The organism is Salinispirillum sp. LH 10-3-1, assembly GCF_030643825.1.
Classification (GTDB): domain Bacteria; phylum Pseudomonadota; class Gammaproteobacteria; order Pseudomonadales; family Natronospirillaceae; genus Salinispirillum.
Map to the genome: position 1 here is coordinate 1,741,360 of NZ_CP101717.1, position 20,157 is coordinate 1,761,516.

Here is a 20,157-nt window from a genome sequence, read left to right on the forward strand (position 1 = left end):
TCGCTGACAGATGAAAGAGTCTGTCGTTAAGACTTTTTGAGTCTAAATTTGGGGTAAAAATCTCCCCGCTTTATTCAAGATCCAACCCGAAAAAAAGGGTACCCATTGGTACCCTTTTGTTTGTCTGAAGATTACAGGCCGCAATTACATGCGAGCGATAATTTCTTTACCAAATTGTGACGCAGAAACCAGCTCAGCACCGTCCATCAGGCGATGGAAGTCATAGGTTACTTTCTTGTCGCCGATGGCAGCAGACGTACCCTTCAGGATCATGTCGGCAGCTTCAGTCCAACCCAAGTGGCGCAGCATCATCTCACCTGACAGAATCAATGAACCAGGGTTCACTTTGTCTTGGCCAGCGTACTTAGGCGCTGTTCCGTGAGTGGCTTCGAAAACGCCGACGGTGTCAGACAGGTTCGCACCCGGAGCGATACCGATACCGCCTACTTCTGCCGCCAGAGCATCTGATAGGTAGTCGCCGTTCAGGTTCAGGGTCGCAATAACATCGTATTCCGCTGGGCGCAACAAGATTTGCTGCAGCATAGCGTCTGCAATCACGTCTTTAACGATGATGTTTTTGCCCGTTTTCGGGTTTTTGAACTGCATCCATGGGCCGCCGTCCAACAACTCAGCGCCGAACTCGTCACGCGCGATTTCGTAACCCCAATCTTTGAAGGCACCTTCGGTGAACTTCATGATGTTACCTTTGTGTACCAGGGTCAGCGACTCACGGTCGTTGTCCACGGTGTACTGCAAGGCTTGGCGTACTAGGCGCTTAGTGCCTTCTTCCGATACTGGTTTAACACCGATACCACACATGTCTTCGAAACGGATGTTGGTCACGCCCATTTCTTCAGTGAAGAACTTGATGACTTTCTTCGCTTCTGGCGAACCAGCTTTCCACTCGATACCTGCGTAGATGTCTTCTGAGTTTTCACGGAAAATCACCATGTCCACGTCTTGTGGGTTTTTCACTGGGCTAGGCACACCGGTGAACCACAATACAGGGCGCTGGCAAACGAACAGATCAAGCTTCTGACGAATGGCCACGTTCAAAGAACGGATGCCGCCGCCCACTGGCGTCGTCAGGGGGCCTTTGATGCCCACTTTGAATTCTTGCAGGGCTTCCAATGTTTCTTCTGGCAACCAAGTATCGTCGCCATATACTTTAACGGCTTTTTCTCCGGCAAAGACTTCCATCCACACCAGTTTGCGCTCGCCGCCGTAGGCTTTTTCAACCGCGGCATTCAATACGTCGAGCATAGGTGGCGTAACGTCTACACCGATACCATCGCCTTCGATGAACGGGATGATAGGATTATTCGGTACATTCAGAGAACCATCGGTATTGATGGTGATCTTGGTTCCTTCAGCAGGCACCTGGATCTTTTGGTAAGCCATATTTCGCTCCATGTTTCAAGGAAAGGGCGTTTTGCGGTGCCGAAGTATACCGAAATGACGAATGATCTGGTAGCGTCTGACGCCAACGTTCGACCAAAAGATGATAAAAGAGGCATGCCTTGGCGAAATTAATTTTGTTCAATAAACCTTACAATGTGCTGTCTCAGTTCACCGATGACGCTGGCAGAGCCACATTGGCAAACTTTGTTACGGTACACAACGTCTATCCTGCTGGACGCCTCGACTACGACTCTGAAGGCCTGTTGCTGTTAACCGACGATGGCGCTTTGCAGCATCAGATCGCACACCCGAAGAAAAAGATGCCGAAAAGCTATTGGGTACAGGTCGAAGGTGATGTTACGGATGAGGCATTGCAGGCACTGCGCAGTGGCGTGATGCTGAAAGACGGCAAAACTTTACCCGCCAAAGCTCAACGGCAAGCCCCACCGCCGTGGTTATGGCCTCGTAACCCGCCAATTCGTGAACGGCAAAATATCCCAGACAGCTGGTTGAGTTTGCAGATCGGTGAAGGGAAGAATCGCCAAGTACGGCGCATGACCGCCGCCGTGGGCTTCCCTACCCTGCGTTTGATTCGCTACGCGATCGGGCCATGGTCGTTGGACGGCCTAATGCCCGGCGCGCATAGGGAGATCTCCGTCCATACAAGCGCTCCTTTGAGAAAGAAACCCCTAAGGCGTAAAAACTTCAGAGGCTAAAAGCGGCCTAGGCAAAAAGAGGTTTTAAACCCAGTCTAAGATGACCTTGCCTGACTGTCCCGACCGCATAACATCAAAGCCTTGCTGGAAATCATCGACGGAAAAATGATGGGTAATCATCGGGGTTAAATCCAAACCCGATTGGATCAGCGCCGCCATTTTGTACCAGGTTTCGAACATTTCCCGGCCATAAACCCCCTTGATTTGTAGACCTTTAAAAATCACCTTGGTCCAATCCACGGCCATATCGGACGGTGGGATCCCCAGCATGGCGATCTTGCCGCCGTGGTTCATGCCGTCCAGCATGGCGGTAAAGGCCGATGGCACGCCGGACATTTCCAAGCCCACATCAAAGCCCTCGTTCATGCCCAGCTCGCGCATCACATCTTTGAGGTTTTCTTGCATTACATTAACGGTGCGGGTGGCACCCATTTTGGCCGCGAGGCTCAAACGAAAGTCGTTAACGTCTGTCACCACTATTTTCCGCGCGCCGACGTGGCGACATACGGCAGCAGCCATAATGCCGATAGGCCCTGCCCCGGTAATCAGCACGTCTTCGCCCACCAGATCGAACGACAAAGCGGTGTGCACCGCGTTGCCGAAGGGATCAAATATCGCCGCCAAGTCGTCAGGAATGTTATCGGGCAGTTTGAACGCATTGAAGGCTGGCAGCACCAAGTATTCGGCAAAAGCACCGTCCCGGTTCACGCCGACGCCTATGGTGTTGCGGCACAGGTGCGTGCGTCCCGCCCGGCAGTTACGGCAATGCCCGCAGGTAATGTGCCCTTCCCCGCTGACGCGGTCACCAATTTTGAACCCACGCACTTCTTGACCAATGTCAACGACCTCTCCGACGTATTCGTGGCCAGCCACTAAGGGCACTTGAATGGTGTTCTGCGACCATTCATCCCAGTTATAGATATGCACGTCAGTCCCACAAATAGCGGTTTTGCGGATTTTGATCAGAAGGTCGTTATGCCCCATTTCCGGCTTGGGCACGTCGGTCATCCAAATGCCTTGCTCCGGCTTTAGTTTGGCGAGTGCTTTCATGATGCCTCCACAATATTCAGAGCGCGCCCAACACGGATAAAGGCGTCGATGGCGGTATTCAATTGTTGCTCATTGTGAGCGGCGGACATCTGTACACGGATGCGCGCCTGCCCTTTAGGTACCACCGGGAATGAAAAGGCCACTACGAACACCCCTTCGGCCAACATGGCTTCGGCGAATTCAGCGGCTTTGTGTGCATCACCTATCATGACCGGAATGATCGGGTGATCAGCACCCGCCAGAGTAAACCCGGCAGCCGTCATACGGTCGCGGAACGTCGCCGTGTTGGACCACAGCTGTGCACGCAGAGCATCGCCGCGCTCCAGTAGAGTCAGCACGCGTAAAGACGCCGATACGATGGCTGGTGCAACGGAGTTCGAGAATAAATAAGGCCGCGAGCGTTGGCGCAGCAAGTCAACCACCGGCTTGCGTGCCGCAGTATAGCCGCCTGATGCACCACCAAGCGCCTTACCCAGTGTGCCGGTGATGATGTCGATGCGATCCAGAACGCCGCAGTATTCGTGGCTGCCACGGCCGTTGTCACCCAAGAAACCGACGGCGTGTGAATCGTCCACCATCACCAAGGCGTCGTACTGGTCAGCGAGGTCGCAGATGGCCTTTAAATTCGCAATGATGCCGTCCATGGAAAAGACACCGTCGGTTGCGATCAGCACGTTCCGTGCGCCCTTGGTGCGTGCGGCCTTGAGCTGTGCTTCCAAATCCGCCATGTCGTTGTTGGCGTAACGATAGCGTTGCGCTTTGCAGAGACGAATGCCGTCGATGATCGACGCATGATTTAACGCATCAGAAATAATGGCGTCGTCAGCGGTAAACAAGGTTTCAAACAAGCCGCCGTTGGCATCAAAACACGAAGTGTAGAGGATGCAATCCTCCATGCCGAGGAATCCGGCCAGGCGTTTTTCCAGCTGTTGGTGGATATCTTGCGTGCCGCAAATAAATCGTACCGACGCCATACCGAAACCGTGGCCGTCCAATCCTTCCTTAGCTGCTTCAATCAACGATGGGTGGTTGGCTAAACCCAGATAATTATTGGCACAAAAATTCAGGACATGACGCCCTTCCGCTACCCTGATATCCCCTTGCTGGGCCGATGTGATGGCGCGCTCATGCTTATACAGGCCGTCGTTTTCGATCTCCGCCAGTGTGGCGTCGAGCTGTTGGTAGAATGCGTTCGACATTGCTTGATTCCTTAGCTTGTACTTGTAGCCACAGTCTAGCAAGGAACACTCTCAGGGCGCAGGAAATGCATTCTAGCGCCCTGAGTATTATGGCAAGCAACGATTACGCTTGACCTGTCTGCACGCGCCACTGCGACGCATAGAAGCCATCATGCGCGATCAATTCTTCATGAGTGCCTTGTTCGACCACCTTGCCGTGCTCAAGTACGACGATTTGATCCGCGTGCACAATGGTCGACAGGCGGTGCGCAATCATGATTACGGTGCGCCCATGGCCGATTTTCTTCAGCGACCGCTGAATGGCTGCCTCAGTTTCGTTATCAACCGCACTGGTTGCTTCATCGAGCACCAAGATTGCCGGGTTTTTTAACAAAGCCCGTGCTAGCGACAAGCGCTGCCGTTGGCCACCCGACAGTCGGACACCACGCTCACCGACCAGGGTATCAATACCCTGTGGCAGACGTTCGATAAACTCCCAGGCTTCGGCCACGCGAGCAGCCTCTAGGATCTCTTCCGTCGGTGCATCGGGGCGACCGTAGGCGATGTTCTCGCGTATACTGCCTTCAAACAAAAACACCTCTTGGCTCACCAAGCCGATGGCCCGGCGCAGGCTGCTCATGCTGAGGCTGTCAATGGCATGACCATCAATGGTGATGCGCCCTTCTGTGGGGTTGTAATAGCGCAACAGTAACTTGATCAGCGTTGACTTACCCGAGCCGGTGGCCCCAACCAGTGCTAACGTATTGCCAGCGGCGACTTCCAAGCTCACGCCATGCAGGCCTTCGTTGGACGATGGGTAGGTAAAGTTGAGCCGCTCAATGGTGACGTGACCGGGCGTACGCTCTGGCAAGGCGGTTAAGCCTTCATCTGGCACCGTAATTCGCAGTCCAAGTAGGTCCAGTATTCGACGTGTACTGGCCATGGCCCTTTCAAACAGGTCTATGGTTTGTGCCAGTCCGGTCAATGGCCACAGCAGGCGTTGCGTTAAAAACACCAGTACGCCGTACGCACCGATGTTCAGTGTACCTTCCAGCGCCATAAAGCCACCGATCACAAAGGTCGCCAGAAAGCCCAGCAGAATTGCCATGCGAATAACGGGTATGAAGGCCGAGCTGATGGCGATGGCTTTGCGGTTGGCCTCGACATAGTCCTCACTCGTCACTCGCAGGCGTTCGGCCTCGCGCAACTCCGCGGTGAAGCTCTTTATGGTGGCCATGCCGCCAATGTTATTAGACAGGCGACTCGACAAACTCCCAACTTTCTCTCGCACATCGTTGTACAGCGGGCCTGCTTTACGCTGGAAAAAGAAGGCGCCCCAAATGATCAAAGGAATGGGGGTAAAAGCAAACAGGGCAATCAGCGGTGACAGCAGGAAGAACACCCCGCCGACCGCCACCACGGTGACGAAGACCTGAATCAGATCATTAGCACCACCATCCAGAAAGCGTTCCAATTGGTTCACATCGTCATTCATCACGGCGACCAAGTCACCAGAGCTGCGTGATTCAAAGAACGCCATGTCCAGCTTCTGCACATGCTCGTAAGCATCTTGTCGCATGTCAGCTTGTAGGCGTTGCGCCAAATTGCGCCACAGAATCATATAGAGGTATTGGAAAATGGACTCGCCCGCCCAGATAAAGAACGTCAACACGGCCAAAATGAAAATTTGTTCCTTCGGCGAGGTAAAGCCCAGTTGAGCAACGAAACTGCGCTCCTGATTCACCACCACGTCGATGGCGATGCCAATGAGTATTTCTGGGGCTATATCAAACAGCTTATTGATGACGGAACAGGTGGTAGCAGCAATGATGCGGCGGCGGTAGCCTTTGGCGTAACGCAGCAAGCGGCCAAGGGCCTGGAAGGAGGAAGTGGTTTCCGATGGCATGCAGACGTCCTTAGTAAAAACCGTAAAGAAGTCTGCATGCTGCCACTGAGCCTTGGAAAAACCAAGGCCACTGGTCGGTTATTTTGTGGTGTTACACTTGCGGATTGACATCTTGCTCGTAATCAACAGAGTCAAAGCCAAAACCAAACAGCTTAAAGAACTCTTCCTGGTAGCCCGCGAAGTCTGACAATTCCATCACGTTGTCGGTGGTACACTGATGCCACAGGCGCTCTACTTCGTTCTGTACGCTGTCGTCCAATTCTTTTAAGTCGACTCGTACGCGGCCCTGATCATCCAATGTCAGTGCTTTGCCAGAGTAGTACTCACCGGACAGCAATTGGTGAATCTGCTCTATACAGCCTTCGTGCGTGCCCTGCGCTTTCATTACTTTGTACAGCAACGAAATGTACAGCGGCATGACCGGAATCGCTGATGAAGCCTGAGTGACCAGTGCTTTCAATACAGAAACGCGGGCACTGCCTTGGTATTTCTTAGACAGCGTGGCATTGATGGCCTTGGCTGCACGATCGAGATCTTCTTTGGCCTTACCAATGGTGGCTTTGCCGTAGATGGGCCACGTCAGTTCTTTACCAATGTAGGTATAGGCGGTGGTTTGTACGTTGTCCGCCAGTACGCCAGCAGCGTCTAATGCGTTCAGCCACAATTCCCAATCTTCTCCGCCCATTACCTTAACGGTCGCATCGATTTCTTCCTGTGTGGCTGGCTCCAACGTCACTTCCGTTACCTGCTTGGTATCGGTGTTCAGTGTTTTACGAGTCACTGCTTCGCCGATCGGCTTCAGCGTGGAATTGTAGATGGTGTCTGAATTCGGGTCTTTACGGCGCGGTGAAGCCAGGCTGTAAACCACCAAGTCGATCTTGCCCATGCTGGCTTTGATTTCGGCGATCACTTCATCTTTGGCTTCATTCGAGAATGCATCCATGTTGAATGTCTTGGCATAGATACCCTTAGCCGCTGCTTTATCTTCAAAAGCCCGTGTATTGTACCAACCGGCAGAGCCCGTTTTCGTTTCTGTGGCAGGCTTTTCGAACATTACACCCAAGGTGTTGGCGCCGTAACCAAAAGCGCTGACGATGCGTGAAGCCAAACCATAGCCCGTGGAACAACCCAAAACCAATACGTTTTTAGGGCCAGTTCCCTGTACACCCTGCTTGACCACGTAGTCGATCTGCTCTTGTACGTTGGCAGCACAGCCAGTGGGGTGAGCAGTGGTACAAATAAAGCCGCGTACTTTTGGTTTAATAATCATATCTGTTTCCATTCTTCATTGCGCAGCGAACGCACACGCATGGGTTTTTCATTTGTGGGCTAGTGTAAAAGGCAAAGCCGCGAATCTAAACCCTATTGAGTCATAAGTGTTTTGATCTAACGGACGATCTGTACGCCCTTCCAAAAGGCGATGTAGCCTCGGATCCCCTTTGCCGTTGATTTCGGGTTGGCATAATACCAAGCCGCATCTTCGTTTGTTTCACCGTTCACCACGATAGAGTAGTAGTTAGCGGTACCCTTCCACGAACACACGGTGGTCTTGTCACTATCGACTAAATATTCTTCGTTCACTGATTCTTCAGGAAAATAATGGTTGCCTTCAACCACTACCGTGTCATCGGACTCAGCAATTACCGTATCATTCCAGATCGCTTTCATAACCACCCACCTAAATGTCCAATGTCAGGTCACTACCCGACGATGCGTTTTCATAAAAAGCAGAATGGCACAACTTAAGGTGCCCAACAATACGATTATTGACCCAATGATAACGCCTTGCCACGCAGCCCAATGCCAGAACGGATAGAGGTAGAACCCACCGGCGGTAGCGCCAAGGTAGTAAGATAGCAAATAGAGCGCAGATGCGCTGGCTTTAGCCTGCAATGCCTGTTGGCTAACCCAACTGCTGGCGGTGGCTTGGGTAAAAAATAAGCCGAATGCGCTGATAAAGAACCCAGCCACTATGCCCGCCAAACTGGGCAATAACGTGGTTACCGACCCCAGTATCAGAATGCCGATGCCTAACACCATACACAGCGGTTGCGGGATGCGTTGCGCCACCCGGCCGGAAATCGCTGAACCGAAGGTGCCTGTTAGGTAGGTCAGAAATAACAGACCGAGCCAGCTAGACGACAAATTGTAAGGTGGCGCAGCCAACAAAAAAGTCACGTAACTGTACTGGTTAATGAAGATAAAGAAGTTGAATCCGCCAATTAGACAAGCCATTAAAATCAATGGGTTACGTAGATGTCCGTATAAATCACTTAATATCTGACCCAAATGGATCGGTCGTGCAGAAAAACGCTGGGCGTTTGGTAGCAGTACGACGAACAGGGCCAGTAGCAACGCACTGAACCCTGCCATCACCATAAAGACCGCAGACCACCCTAGCCACTCACCCACAAACCCACCGATCAAGCGCCCGCTGATTCCACCCACCGTATTGGCACTAATGTAGAAACCAACCGCGACGATCAAGGCTGGCCGCTCAAACTCATCGCCCATGTAGGCGATGGCAATGGCCGGTAACCCGCCCAAAAATAGCCCTAAGACGGCCCGCAGGATCATTAGGTCAATGTAGCTACGCACCTGTGACAGCATTACGATGGTCAAAACCACACCGATCAGGCTACCAATCATCAATGGCTTGCGGCCTAAGGCATCAGACAGCCCACCGTATACCAGCAGGGATAAACCAAGTGTCAGGGTGGTGATGGAGAAACTGTAGCTGGCTTGCAGCGCCGTCAGCTCGAACTCTGCGGCCAACGTAGGCAGCAGCGGCTGTATTGCATAGAGGTTGGCAAACACCAGCACGGAGCCCAGGCATAACGCCGAGACTGCGCGCCGGTAGCCCCTACTGCCTAATATAAGCAAGGGGATTATCCGTGATGATGGCCACCCACGCCATGGGCATGTCCGTGGGCTATTTCATCGTCGTCTGCGGCACGCACAGACAGTATGTCCACAGTAAAGGTCAGTTCACGACCTGCCAGTGGGTGATTGGTGTCTATGTCGACTTGTTTCAGTCCGACTTTTACGACAGTAACCTGACGTGGTCCTTGGTCTGTCTGCACGGTCGCCATCAGGCCCGGCTTCCATTTGCGCGCACCTTGCAGGTGTTTTAAGGGAATGCGCTGGATGGAATCTTCTCTCGGCATGCCGTAGGCATCGGCTGGTGGAATGGTTACAGAGAATTGTGCGCCCTCTTTTTTTCCTTCCATCGCTGCTTCTAAGCCCGGAATGATGCCGCCATGACCATGCAGATACAGCATGGGATCAGAGTCCTTAGACGACTCTATCTCTCCGTGCGCATCACTGAGGGTATAATGAAACTGTACAACGGTATTCTTTTCAATGTGCATTGTTTTGCCTTTTTTGGAGCTGCCACCAGATTACAAGCGAGCATTATCAACTTCATACGCGGACCGTGCAACGAAAGAACAGCGTGGCGACCACCTTTTTGCATTCCCAAATCAGCCATTTTTCGGTAGCATTGGCGGCCCGTTTTAAGGCCGTTTGCCGACCCGCAGAGTTGAACTATGAGCTTCCACCCCCATGTTACTGTTGCAGCGCTGATTAAGCAGGGTGAGCGCTATTTAATGGTGGAAGAAGGCGATAGAAACGCTGCCGTATTTAACCAGCCCGCAGGCCATATTGATGAAGGTGAAACCGCTCTTCAAGCCTGTTTGCGTGAAACATTGGAAGAAACCGGCTGGGCGGTCACGCTAACGCATTTGATTGGCGTGTATGTTTACTCTGCTCCGAACGGCAACACCTATTACCGGTTTGGCTTTGCGGCGCTACCAGTCGAACAAAGACAGCATACGTTAGACTCTGACATCATTGCGGCACACTGGTTAACGCTCGATGAAATAAATGCATTCCAAGAAGCCGGTCGCTTACGCAGCCCCTTGGTCATGCAGTTGATCAACGACGATCTGGCTGGCCAGCAATTTCCATTGTCACTTATTCATGAAGGGTTTCATGTCACTCAGCAGTAACGAACGTTTAAAAGTCATTGTCGGTATGTCCGGCGGTGTGGATTCCTCTGTTAGCGCCCTTTTGCTGATGCAGCAAGGCTATGCAGTGGAAGGACTGTTCATGAAAAACTGGGAAGAAGACGACAACACCGAGTACTGCACCGCCAAGGAAGACCTGGCCGACGCACAAGCCGTCTGCGACAAGCTGGGGATCAAACTGCACACGGCCAACTTTGCTGCCGAGTACTGGGACAACGTGTTTGAGCATTTCCTTGAAGAATACAAGGCTGGACGTACGCCGAACCCGGATATTCTCTGCAACCGCGAAATCAAATTTAAAGTCTTTCTGGATTACGCTCGTATTCTGGGCGCTGACTTGATTGCTACCGGACATTACGTACGTCGTGGTCAAGGCGCTGACGGCGAGGCCATATTATTGAAGGGCTTGGATACCAATAAAGACCAGTCCTACTTTTTGCACCAGGTAGGCGAAGAGCAGCTGGCACAGACCTTGTTTCCCGTGGGTGAGATGGCCAAACCCGAAGTGCGCCGCTTAGCGGAACAGCACGATTTGATCACCCACAACAAAAAAGACAGCACGGGCATTTGCTTTATTGGCGAGCGCCGCTTCAGTGATTTCTTAAAACAATACCTGCCTGCACAGCCCGGGGCCATCGAAACGCCCGACGGTGAAGTCATTGGCGAACATCATGGCTTAATGTACTACACCATTGGGCAGCGCCAAGGGTTGGGCATTGGTGGTTTGAAGAACCACCCCGAGGCTCCTTGGTTTGCTGCTGAAAAGGACTTGGAGCGTAACGTGCTGATTGCCGTTCAGGGCATAGACCATCCGTTGCTGTTTAAAAACCATATGCGCTTGCGCGAAATTTTCTGGATCAACGGTGGCTCTGAACACGACCACGCGCCTGATTTAAGCCAGCCGCTGACCTGTAAACATCGCTACCGTCAGGAAGACCAAGACTGTTTGGTAATTCCTGAAGCGAACGGTACCTACCGGGTCGAATTCCACCAGCCCCAGCGCGCCATTACGCCGGGACAATCGGCAGTATTTTATCGCGGCAAGCATTGTTTAGGTGGCGGCGTGATTGAGGAGGCTTGGAAAGCATAATGGCTGAACACAGTATTCATGAACAGGCGCTTGCGTTGGGCGGTGTGTTACAAGCCGCTTTGCTGGTCGAGCAAATTGCGCGGCGCGGTATGTGCCCGCAAGAAGATATTGCTACCGCCGTGCATGGCATCCTCAATACGAACCCTGATTCCACTCTGGCGGTGTTTGGCAGCGAAGCTAACATTCGTGAAGGCTTAAAATCGCTGCGCATCCTGCTCTCGCGTGAGCAACCCACAGTACACAGTGATGTCATTCGTTACACCATGAGCCTCCTTCACCTCGAAGGAAAGATGCAGCGCAAGACAGACATGCTGCAAACTCTCGGCAAGCTCATTGCACAGAGCCAGGATCGCCTGGCCTACTTCCAAGAGCCTCACCATGACGCAGTGGTTGGTTCGCTGGCTCGTGCCTATCAAGACACACTTAGCAAGCTGAATTTTCGTATTCAGGTGACTGGCAATCCCAGTTACCTCAACCAACAACGGCATGCCGATCAAATTCGCATGCTGCTGTTGTTCGGCGTTCGCAGTGCGCTGCTTTGGCGGCAGTGTGGCGGACGTCGTTGGCAATTACTGCTGCGGCGGCGCAAATTGCTGCAAGCAACCCAGGATATATTAACCGGACATACAGTCCCCTAGCAGAGAGGCCCATATGGACTTATCGGCATTGACCGCGATTTCACCGATCGACGGTCGTTACGGCAATAAAACACTCACCTTGCGTGAACACTTCAGTGAGTTTGGTTTAGTTAAATACCGTGTGCTGGTAGAGATTCGCTGGCTTCAGTGTTTGGCCAACCATGCCGGTATCAGTGAACTGCCAGCGTTCAGTGAAGAGGCCAACACCCTACTGAACAACATCGTTGTGAACTTTTCAGTCACCGACGCGCAGCGCATTAAAGACATCGAACGCACCACCAATCACGATGTCAAAGCCGTTGAATATTTCATCAAAGAAAAGATTGCCGACAACGCAGAACTGCAAGCCATTACCGAGTTCGTGCATTTCGCCTGTACGTCGGAAGACATCAACAACCTGTCGCACGCATTGATGCTCAAGCACGGCGTAGAAGACGTCATGCTGCCCATTATGGAGCGTATTGCTGCCGAAATTCGTGCCCTTGCACACACCCATGCACACCAGCCCATGCTGTCACGCACGCACGGACAAACCGCCTCGCCCACTACCCTGGGTAAAGAAATGGCGAACGTTGTGCACCGTTTGGAGCGCCAGATCGCGCAGATCAAGCGCACTGAGTATCTTGGCAAAATCAACGGCGCCGTGGGTAACTACAACGCCCACTTAGCGACCTACCCTGACATTGACTGGCAAGCCAATGCGGCGTCGTTCATCTCTGACCTAGGGTTGACCTTCAACCCTTATACGACGCAGATAGAACCGCATGACTACATTGCTGAACTGTACGATGCCTTTGCTCGCTTCAATACCATTCTGATCGATTTCGACCGGGACGTTTGGGGCTATATCTCACTCGGTTACTTTAAACAGCGAACCATTGCCGGTGAAGTCGGCTCAAGCACCATGCCGCACAAGGTTAACCCGATTGATTTTGAGAACTCAGAAGGCAATCTAGGCATCGCTAATGCCATTTTGGCGCACTTGGGCAGCAAGTTGCCGGTGTCACGTTGGCAGCGCGATCTGACCGACTCAACGGTGTTGCGCAACATGGGTGTGGGTTTGGCGCACAGCTTGATTGGCTACGAATCGACACTGAAAGGCGTCAGCAAGCTGGAGGTAAACGCCGAGCGCTTGAACCAAGACTTGAATCAGGCTTGGGAAGTCATGGCAGAAGCGGTACAAACGGTGATGCGTCGCTACGGCATTGAGCAGCCATACGAAAAACTCAAGGCTTTCACGCGTGGTAAAGCCATTACCCGTGATGGCATGATTGAATTTATTGGTACGCTTGATCTACCGGCGTCTGAAAAAGAGCGCTTATTGGCCATGACACCAGCGACCTACATTGGAAATGCTATAGCACAGGCTAAGAGCATCTAGAAAATACTGCGCTAACGCTGGCAGCGTTTCGCTCGTCAGGTTTCCAGGTACCCTTGGTGACACAGAGAAGAAGGAGAGTCGGGCACATGATGCTTTTTAACCAAATGCCAATGGAAGAGTTCTTACGCGACTACTGGCAAAAAAAGCCATGCTTGTTTCGCCAAGCATTGCCCGACTTCCACTCTCCGCTGTCACCCGATGAATTAGCCGGATTGGCCTTAGAAGACGAAATTGAAAGTCGTTTGGTGATCGAACACGGGGATACCCCTTGGCAGTTACGCCGCGGCCCCTTCAGTGAAGATGACTTCGCGCGACTCCCGGAATCGAACTGGACCCTGCTCGTTCAGGCGGTGGATCAATGGGTGCCGGAAGTTAAAGTACTACTTGAAGAGTTCAGCAGCCTACCTAGCTGGCGCCTGGACGACATTATGATCAGCTTTGCCCCGCAAGGCGGCAGCGTTGGCCCACACTTTGACCAGTACGATGTTTTTTTGGTCCAGGTCGAAGGCGATCGTCATTGGGATATCGGCCAAATGTGTGACCACACAACGGCTCTGCATCCGGACTCCGACCTGAAGATTATAACCGAATTGGCGCGTACTGATGGCTGGGATCTCAACCCTGGTGATGTACTCTATTTACCACCCGGTTTGGCGCACCATGGCGTTGCCCTGAACAACTGCCTAACCTACTCTGTTGGCTTCCGAGCACCGGACGCAGTAGAAGCGTTGCAAGGCTTGGCGCAGCGCTTGGATCTCGAGCCTGACGTGGACAGTTTGCGCTATTCGGATACCGATCTAGGTATCGACGAACCCAGCCACACCATCACCCCAGAAGCCTTAACTCGGTTACGCGCCTTGCTTAAGCGTGCGACTGGCCGTGACGAAGCCTTGGCCGATTGGCTGGGTGCTTACATGACACAAAACAAATACGATTTGTTTGATTGGGCCGATGTGCCCGATGATGCGGTTGAACTCAGTGACTCCGCATTGGTAGTAAAAGCACTGCCAACTCGGATGGCCGTGTACAACGAACGCTTTTACGTCAATGGCCGGGTATTTCCATTGCAACCTGAAGATCGAGAGCTGGTTAAGGCACTGATTGAGGATGACCACTGGAGCTGGGGAACACTGACCGGATTAACGCACAGCGATAGCGCGCGTGATACGCTGGACATGCTGATTTTAAGTGGCAGCCTGGAACTGCCGGAAGAAGAAGCCTTCGCTGCGCCAACGACGCAGCAATAAGGGCTCAGTGGATCGTGGTGTACTGGGGCTCGACATCAACCCATTCATCAAAGCCATCCATGCCCTCCTCCATCTCCATCAGCTGTTCCACCGCATCCATACCGGCGCCGATCATGGCCTTGGCCACTTCAACGTGATTGGCTTGCAGGCGATTTTTTGCCTCTTTAGAAAAAGCAATTTTTAGCATCGGTTCAGTTTCGTCTTCACGCACCAACGCGATGTCGCCGTCTTCAAGCTCAACAATTTCCCAGTACATGGTTTACCTCTTAATAAGTCTGACTGTGCTCACGGAAAGCATCCGCCCAGTCTTTTAATCCGTGCAGTGCATCTTGCTGCCAATCGGCTGCTTCATTTGATGCACTGGTAATGATTGCGTTCGACGCTAATGTTGTTTGCCCGGCACTCTCTGACCAGAGCGCACGCCAACAGGCCAACAGTTGATACAGCCAGTGATCTACTTGCCCCCGAGCCTCTTCCAGTATGTTCAATTCATACATGCTGGCGTTGTAGGTGCGTAACGCCTGTAAAAAAGCGCCTTCATCCCAAAGATCGCCGACGATGGTGCCACCGATGCGGTAGTTGTGACAAAGTTCTTGCAGCAAGGACAAATAGGTTCGATAAAGCTGCCAGGTGACAGCTTCATCAAGCAGCGCCACGGTATCCTCAGGCGTTGCTTGCTGCAGTTCGAGCAAGCGTTGCGCGCGGAAATGGTGGCGATTGAAATTGCGCACGATCAGTAACGGACCCGAAACCCGATGGTAACGGTTGAATCCAGTGTACGTTCACGCTCATAGTTTGCCCGACTATCACTGTAGCCGACGAACAGGCGGGCCTGGGGCAATACCAAGTAGGTTAAACGGGCTTGAACATCGAAGAAGTCGACCAAATCACCAAAAGCCAACACTGGCGGTGCGTAGTAGGCAGATACCTCTGCACCGACACCGTTCAACTGCGGCGGGTTGTAACGTACGAAGCCACCCAGGCCAACGGCCACGCTGGTATTCTCTTCAGGCACTTTGAACAGAAACCCTTTGCCACCTATACCACCAATCAGCTCTGGCCGTTGGTTGGTAGGGTCAATGGCATGAAAGCCACCAGAAATCAAAGAACCGGCGTCTTGGCGATACCACCCACCCACCGTGATGTACGCACCAGTACCCACACGAGCAGCACCGTGCTCAGCGCGAATGGATTGGTCAGACAAGGCAACATCGATTGAACCACCCGCTAAGGCAGTGCTAGAAAGTGCAATTGCGGCTACCGCCAATGTGAGTTTCTTAAGCATCCTAAAACGGCTCCTTTATGAATGCCCGCATTCTAACGGTTTAAACGCTGAAATTCATCTGTTAAACCGTTTAGACGCTGAGCTGGAGTGCACTGCACTAACACAGTGCGCTCCGCCATTGCCTAACGACTGAAATTAGGCCAGTTCCATCAATAACTTATTGATGCGCTGCACGTAGGCCGCCGGGTCTTTCAGCCCATCACCACCAGCGAGCCGAGCCTGTTCGTAGATCACGGCGATCAAGTCCTTGGTCCGGTCATCATTGGTTTCGCTGTTCAACCGCTGTACCAATGGGTGCTCTGGGTTGATCTCTAGAATCGGCTTGGCATCCGGTACTTTCTGCCCCGCCGCTTCCATGATCTTCCGCATTTGTGCGCCCATGTCGTATTCACCGACCACCAGACACGCTGGCGACTCGGTCAAACGGTGCGTGGTGCGCACTTCTTTAACATCGGCTTCCAGTTCTTTAGCGATTTGCGCCGTCAGACTGGCAAACGTTTTGTCAGTTTCTTCTTGCTTCTGCTTTTCCGCTTCATCTTCCAAGTCACCCAGATCGAGCTGGCCTTTGCCGACGTCTTTCAGATGCTTGCCATCGAACTCGCTCAGGTGGCCCATCAGCCACTCATCGATACGGTCAGAGAGCAACAGTACCTCGATGCCTTTCTTGCGGAACACTTCAAGGTGTGGGCTACCCGCCGCGGTCTTATGGTTATCCGCTGCCACGTAGTAGATTTCTTTCTGGCCTTCTTTCATGCGGCCGATGTAGTCCGCCAGCGACACTGTTTGCGCGGCATCACCCGTGTGCGTTGTGGCAAAGCGCAGCAAGCCAGCAATGCGTTCTTTGTTGGCATGGTCTTCCGCCGGGCCTTCTTTCAAAACCTGACCGAACTCTTCCCAGAACTGCTGATACTCTTCTGGCTTTTTCTTCGCCATCTTGTCCAGCATGTCGAGGACGCGCTTGGTCAGTGCCGTTTTCAGTGACTCAACGGTTTTGTTGCTTTGCAATATTTCGCGTGACACGTTCAGCGAAAGGTCGTTGCTGTCCACGACGCCTTTGATGAAACGCAGGTAGGTCGGCAAGAACTGCTCTGCGTCGTCCATGATGAACACTCGTTGAACATAGAGCTTCAGGCCACGCTGTTGGTCGCGGTTCCACATGTCGAAGGGTGCTTTCGACGGCAGGTACAGTAGCGAGGTATAGTCCAGCTTGCCTTCTACCCGGTTGTGCGCCCAGGTCGCAGCGTCCGCGAAGTCGTGCGAGATGTGTTTGTAAAACTCTTGGTACTCTTCATCACTGATGTCGGATTTGTTGCGTGTCCACAAGGCGGTGGCCGAGTTGATTTGTTCTAGCTTAAAGACCGGCTTATGGCCTTCTTTTTCTTTGCCTTCTTCGTCATATTTAGCCGCGTTATCTTCGACTTCCATCATCACCGGTATAGAAATGTGGTCGCTGTACTTGCGTACCAAGCTTTTCAAGCGCCATTCGTCGAGGAATTCTTCTTCACCTTTTTTCAGGTGCAAAACAATTTCGGTTCCGCGTGACTCACGCTCCACCGCGCCCAGATCGAACTCACCGGCGCCTTCGCTGGCCCAGTAAACGCCGTTGGCTTTGTCTTCTCCGGCCTTGCGGGTAAATACTTCAACGCGGTCGGCAACAATAAAGGCACTGTAGAAACCTACCCCGAACTGGCCGATCAGGCGGGCGTCTTTCTTCGCGTCACCGCTCATGTTCTTCAAGAATTCAGCGGTACCGGATTTGGCAATGGTACCTAAGTTCGCGACCACCTCATCCTGTGTCATACCGATACCCTTATCGGTAATGGTCAGCGTCTTCTTCTTTTTGTCGAAGTCTATGCGAATATTCAGGTCCCCCTCGCCTTCGTAGAGGGTGTCATCATTGAGGGCGAGGAAAGACAGCTTGTCAGACGCATCAGAAGCGTTGGAGATCAGCTCACGCAGGAAAATTTCCTTGTTGCTGTACAGTGAATGCACCATGAGGTGGAGCAGCTGTTTTACTTCCGTCTGAAATTCACGTTTTTCAGTAGTAGCCTGGGACATGGTGTGGTTCATCCTCCATTTAAGTTCATGCAATAAAGCGACTACCCAGCAAGGCCGAGCGTCAGTAGCAACAATGACTGAATAGATGGGGGGCCCGCGCCTTTTTTTCAAGCACCATTTTTTCGGTCAGATTGCACGCGACACGAATCTACGCCTTTACTTGCATAGGCTTTTGGCTATTATACTGTATATATAAACAGTTTATTGGTGCAATGACGTGAACGGGCCGCAACGCAAAATCATCCATGTGGACATGGACTGCTTCTTCGCTGCGGTGGAAATGCGTGATCGTCCCGAGCTGCGTACTCTACCCATTGCCATCGCAGGCTCGGTGCACCGTGGTGTAGTGGCGACCTGTAACTACCCTGCTCGGCAATTTGGTGTGAAGTCAGCTATGGCGACGGCGCATGCGCTCAAGCTCTGCCCCCAGCTAGTTCTGGTGCCAGGTAATATGGAGAAGTACCGTCAAGCCAGCCAGCACATTCGTTCTATCATGGAGCGCTACGCGACCGCTATTGAGCCCTTATCGATGGATGAGGCATACCTGGATGTCACCGGTTCCGAACTCTTCTCTGGCAGCGCCACGCGCATTGCCGAACACCTGCGCCAAACTATTTTTGAAGAGACCGGTTTAACTGCATCCGCAGGCGTCGCCCCGAATAAATTCCTAGCGAAAATCGCCAGTGACGAGAACAAGCCTGACGGACTCTATGTGATTGCGCCAGAGCATGTCAGTGCCTTTGTACGTAACCTTCCTTTGCGCAAGTTGCCGGGCATCGGTAAGAAAGGTGCTGAACGCTTGGAATCATTAGGTCTGTACCTGTGCAGCGACGTGCAGGAAGCACCCTTGGACTTTCTGGTTCGCCACTGCGGCTCGATGACCGAACAGCTGCTGAAGCGCTCGCAAGGTATAGACAACCGCCCCGTTCAAACCAGTCGTGAACGCAAGTCGGTCGGGGTCGAGCGGACGTTGATGGAGGACTTGTCCTCGCAGGAATCCTGCCTAGCTAAAGCAATGGAACTATGGCCCCGACTGCAAGATCGCCTCGTCAACGCCGGTGCTGAACGCTATGTCCGATCGATCAGCGTGAAGCTGAAATTCAACGACTTTCTGCTGACCACCGCGGAAAAGCGCTGCCAAGACATCTCTGCCGATGACATACGTGAATTAGTGGCCCAGGGTTGGCAACGCGGTCATGGCAAACCTGTGCGCTTGGTCGGCTTGCAGGCCGGACTGTTGAATCAATCAAGCCGCCAATTAGAGTTACCCTTTGATGGTTAAAGTTATGGATCAATTTCAATCCTGCTGAGATAAAGCTACCCTTTTTGAGTATACTAGAATGTACTAACAGCGTTCGTCAGTACTTTGCTATGAACAACTGGCTATTTATTTTACTCGGCAGCCTGTTTATCGGGTCCGGTAATGTCGCAGCGACGCAGTTGCCTCTGGTGTTTTACACCGAAGACTATCCACCGTTCAGTTTTATGGATGGAGACCAACCCAGCGGTATCAATACCGAGGTTCTGCGTGCGGTGTCCGAAGAGTTGCATCTAGAAGTCGATTTTCAAGTAGTTCCTTGGGCCAGAGCACAGGTTTGGACGCAAACGCAAACAAACGCCTGTTTCTTTTCGGCGGCTCGAACAACCGAGCGAGAAAACATCTATCAGTGGGCTGGCCCACTCAGCACCGAATACATTACGCTCTTTAGCCTCAACCCGGATTTCCCAGCCCTTAGCACCTTTGACGATGCATTGGTGTATCGAGTCGGCGGTCAGACTGCCGACTTTTACACCGACTGGGGGGAGCGGCAAGGACTTAACATCGAGCGTACCACAGAGATTTCGACCAATTTGCACAAGCTGGATCGTGATCGTATCGATTTATGGCTAGCTGGCTCAATTGGCGGCGCTTATATTGCCGCGTTAGAAGATATGACCGTATATCCCGCGATACGAAGTCCTGAAGCTTTTACGCTCTGGCTGGCCTGTAATGCGGAGATGGAAACAGCAACCGTACAGGCTATTGACCACGTTTTAGAAGATTACCGTAACAACGGTGTCATAGACGCCATTATTGATGGTTATCGTTAAGTCCATTTCATCGCCAAAGCACGCTTTCGCAACCTACGCTCGTTATTTTCCACCCTCCTTGCTGTTGGTTTGTGTAACGACTAGCCTT

Annotated in this window: 20 protein-coding genes; 8 read left to right on the top strand and 12 right to left on the bottom strand. The window is 52.4% G+C overall.

The genetic code is table 11. The annotated features are described in order from the left end of the window. Positions 1-144: 144 nt before the first annotated feature. Complete coding sequence (icd, locus tag NFC81_RS07690; RefSeq protein WP_304993900.1) at positions 145-1,401, bottom strand: NADP-dependent isocitrate dehydrogenase; 1,257 nt, start codon at positions 1,399-1,401, stop codon at positions 145-147. Between the two features lie 119 nt (positions 1,402-1,520). Between icd and NFC81_RS07695 the strand changes: the two genes are divergently transcribed. Then, positions 1,521-2,117, top strand: a complete 597-nt coding sequence (locus NFC81_RS07695; RefSeq protein WP_304993901.1) for an rRNA large subunit pseudouridine synthase E — start codon at positions 1,521-1,523, stop codon at positions 2,115-2,117. Positions 2,118-2,141: 24 nt separating this feature from the next. On the opposite strand, the gene tdh is transcribed toward NFC81_RS07695, so the two are convergent. The 7 genes from tdh to NFC81_RS07730 form a co-directional block, all read right to left on the bottom strand. Next, positions 2,142-3,167 carry an L-threonine 3-dehydrogenase gene (gene tdh, locus NFC81_RS07700; RefSeq protein ID WP_304993902.1) on the bottom strand — a complete coding sequence of 342 codons (1,026 nt, stop codon included), beginning with the start codon at positions 3,165-3,167 and terminating at the stop codon, positions 2,142-2,144. After that, positions 3,164-4,366: a glycine C-acetyltransferase gene (locus NFC81_RS07705; RefSeq protein ID WP_304993903.1), complete on the bottom strand. Its 1,203-nt coding sequence runs from the start codon at positions 4,364-4,366 to the stop codon at positions 3,164-3,166. The genes tdh and NFC81_RS07705 overlap by 4 nt, the downstream gene beginning before the upstream one ends. Before the next feature lie 103 nt (positions 4,367-4,469). Next, entirely contained in the window at positions 4,470-6,251 is a 1,782-nt protein-coding gene (locus tag NFC81_RS07710) for an ABC transporter ATP-binding protein (RefSeq protein WP_304993904.1), read from the bottom strand. Between the two features lie 91 nt (positions 6,252-6,342). After that, positions 6,343-7,521 carry an enoyl-ACP reductase FabV gene (gene fabV / locus NFC81_RS07715; protein WP_304993905.1) on the bottom strand — a complete coding sequence of 393 codons (1,179 nt, stop codon included), beginning with the start codon at positions 7,519-7,521 and terminating at the stop codon, positions 6,343-6,345. Positions 7,522-7,637: 116 nt separating this feature from the next. Then, positions 7,638-7,919: a DUF427 domain-containing protein gene (locus NFC81_RS07720; protein WP_304993906.1), complete on the bottom strand. Its 282-nt coding sequence runs from the start codon at positions 7,917-7,919 to the stop codon at positions 7,638-7,640. Between the two features lie 24 nt (positions 7,920-7,943). After that, positions 7,944-9,134 (bottom strand): MFS transporter, encoded by a 1,191-nt coding sequence (locus NFC81_RS07725; protein WP_304993907.1) that lies wholly within the window; start codon positions 9,132-9,134, stop codon positions 7,944-7,946. A gap of 5 nt (positions 9,135-9,139) precedes the next feature. After that, the gene (locus NFC81_RS07730; RefSeq protein WP_304993908.1) at positions 9,140-9,622 is read right to left on the bottom strand and encodes a peptidylprolyl isomerase; all 483 of its coding nucleotides are present in this window, start codon (positions 9,620-9,622) and stop codon (positions 9,140-9,142) included. A 177-nt stretch (positions 9,623-9,799) separates the two neighbouring features. Here NFC81_RS07730 and NFC81_RS07735 point away from each other — a divergent pair, with 177 nt between their 5' ends. From NFC81_RS07735 to NFC81_RS07755, 5 genes are all read left to right on the top strand, one after another. Then, a complete protein-coding gene (locus tag NFC81_RS07735) occupies positions 9,800-10,261 on the top strand; it encodes an NUDIX hydrolase (protein WP_304993909.1) in 462 nt (153 codons plus the stop codon). Beyond that, entirely contained in the window at positions 10,245-11,369 is a 1,125-nt protein-coding gene (gene mnmA / locus NFC81_RS07740) for a tRNA 2-thiouridine(34) synthase MnmA (protein WP_304993910.1), read from the top strand. The genes NFC81_RS07735 and mnmA overlap by 17 nt, the downstream gene beginning before the upstream one ends. Further along, positions 11,369-12,007 carry a high frequency lysogenization protein HflD gene (gene hflD, locus NFC81_RS07745; RefSeq protein WP_304993911.1) on the top strand — a complete coding sequence of 213 codons (639 nt, stop codon included), beginning with the start codon at positions 11,369-11,371 and terminating at the stop codon, positions 12,005-12,007. The genes mnmA and hflD overlap by 1 nt, the downstream gene beginning before the upstream one ends. A 13-nt stretch (positions 12,008-12,020) precedes the next feature. Then, positions 12,021-13,388, top strand: a complete 1,368-nt coding sequence (gene purB / locus NFC81_RS07750; protein ID WP_304993912.1) for an adenylosuccinate lyase — start codon at positions 12,021-12,023, stop codon at positions 13,386-13,388. Between the two features lie 86 nt (positions 13,389-13,474). Beyond that, positions 13,475-14,635: a cupin domain-containing protein gene (locus NFC81_RS07755; RefSeq protein WP_304993913.1), complete on the top strand. Its 1,161-nt coding sequence runs from the start codon at positions 13,475-13,477 to the stop codon at positions 14,633-14,635. Positions 14,636-14,639: 4 nt separating this feature from the next. Here the strand turns inward: NFC81_RS07755 and NFC81_RS07760 are convergent, their stop codons facing one another. From NFC81_RS07760 to htpG, 4 genes are all read right to left on the bottom strand, one after another. After that, positions 14,640-14,891: a hypothetical protein gene (locus NFC81_RS07760; protein WP_304993914.1), complete on the bottom strand. Its 252-nt coding sequence runs from the start codon at positions 14,889-14,891 to the stop codon at positions 14,640-14,642. Positions 14,892-14,901: 10 nt separating this feature from the next. Then, positions 14,902-15,366, bottom strand: a complete 465-nt coding sequence (locus NFC81_RS07765) for a DUF6586 family protein (protein ID WP_304993915.1) — start codon at positions 15,364-15,366, stop codon at positions 14,902-14,904. Between the two features lie 2 nt (positions 15,367-15,368). After that, entirely contained in the window at positions 15,369-15,920 is a 552-nt protein-coding gene (locus tag NFC81_RS07770) for a YfaZ family outer membrane protein (RefSeq protein WP_304993916.1), read from the bottom strand. Positions 15,921-16,055: 135 nt separating this feature from the next. Then, positions 16,056-17,978 carry a molecular chaperone HtpG gene (htpG, locus tag NFC81_RS07775; protein ID WP_304993917.1) on the bottom strand — a complete coding sequence of 641 codons (1,923 nt, stop codon included), beginning with the start codon at positions 17,976-17,978 and terminating at the stop codon, positions 16,056-16,058. Positions 17,979-18,195: 217 nt separating this feature from the next. Between htpG and dinB the strand changes: the two genes are divergently transcribed. After that, the gene (gene dinB / locus NFC81_RS07780; protein WP_304993918.1) at positions 18,196-19,260 is read left to right on the top strand and encodes a DNA polymerase IV; all 1,065 of its coding nucleotides are present in this window, start codon (positions 18,196-18,198) and stop codon (positions 19,258-19,260) included. 89 nt (positions 19,261-19,349) lie between these two features. Further along, positions 19,350-20,069: a transporter substrate-binding domain-containing protein gene (locus tag NFC81_RS07785; RefSeq protein ID WP_304993919.1), complete on the top strand. Its 720-nt coding sequence runs from the start codon at positions 19,350-19,352 to the stop codon at positions 20,067-20,069. Positions 20,070-20,157 lie beyond the last annotated feature (88 nt).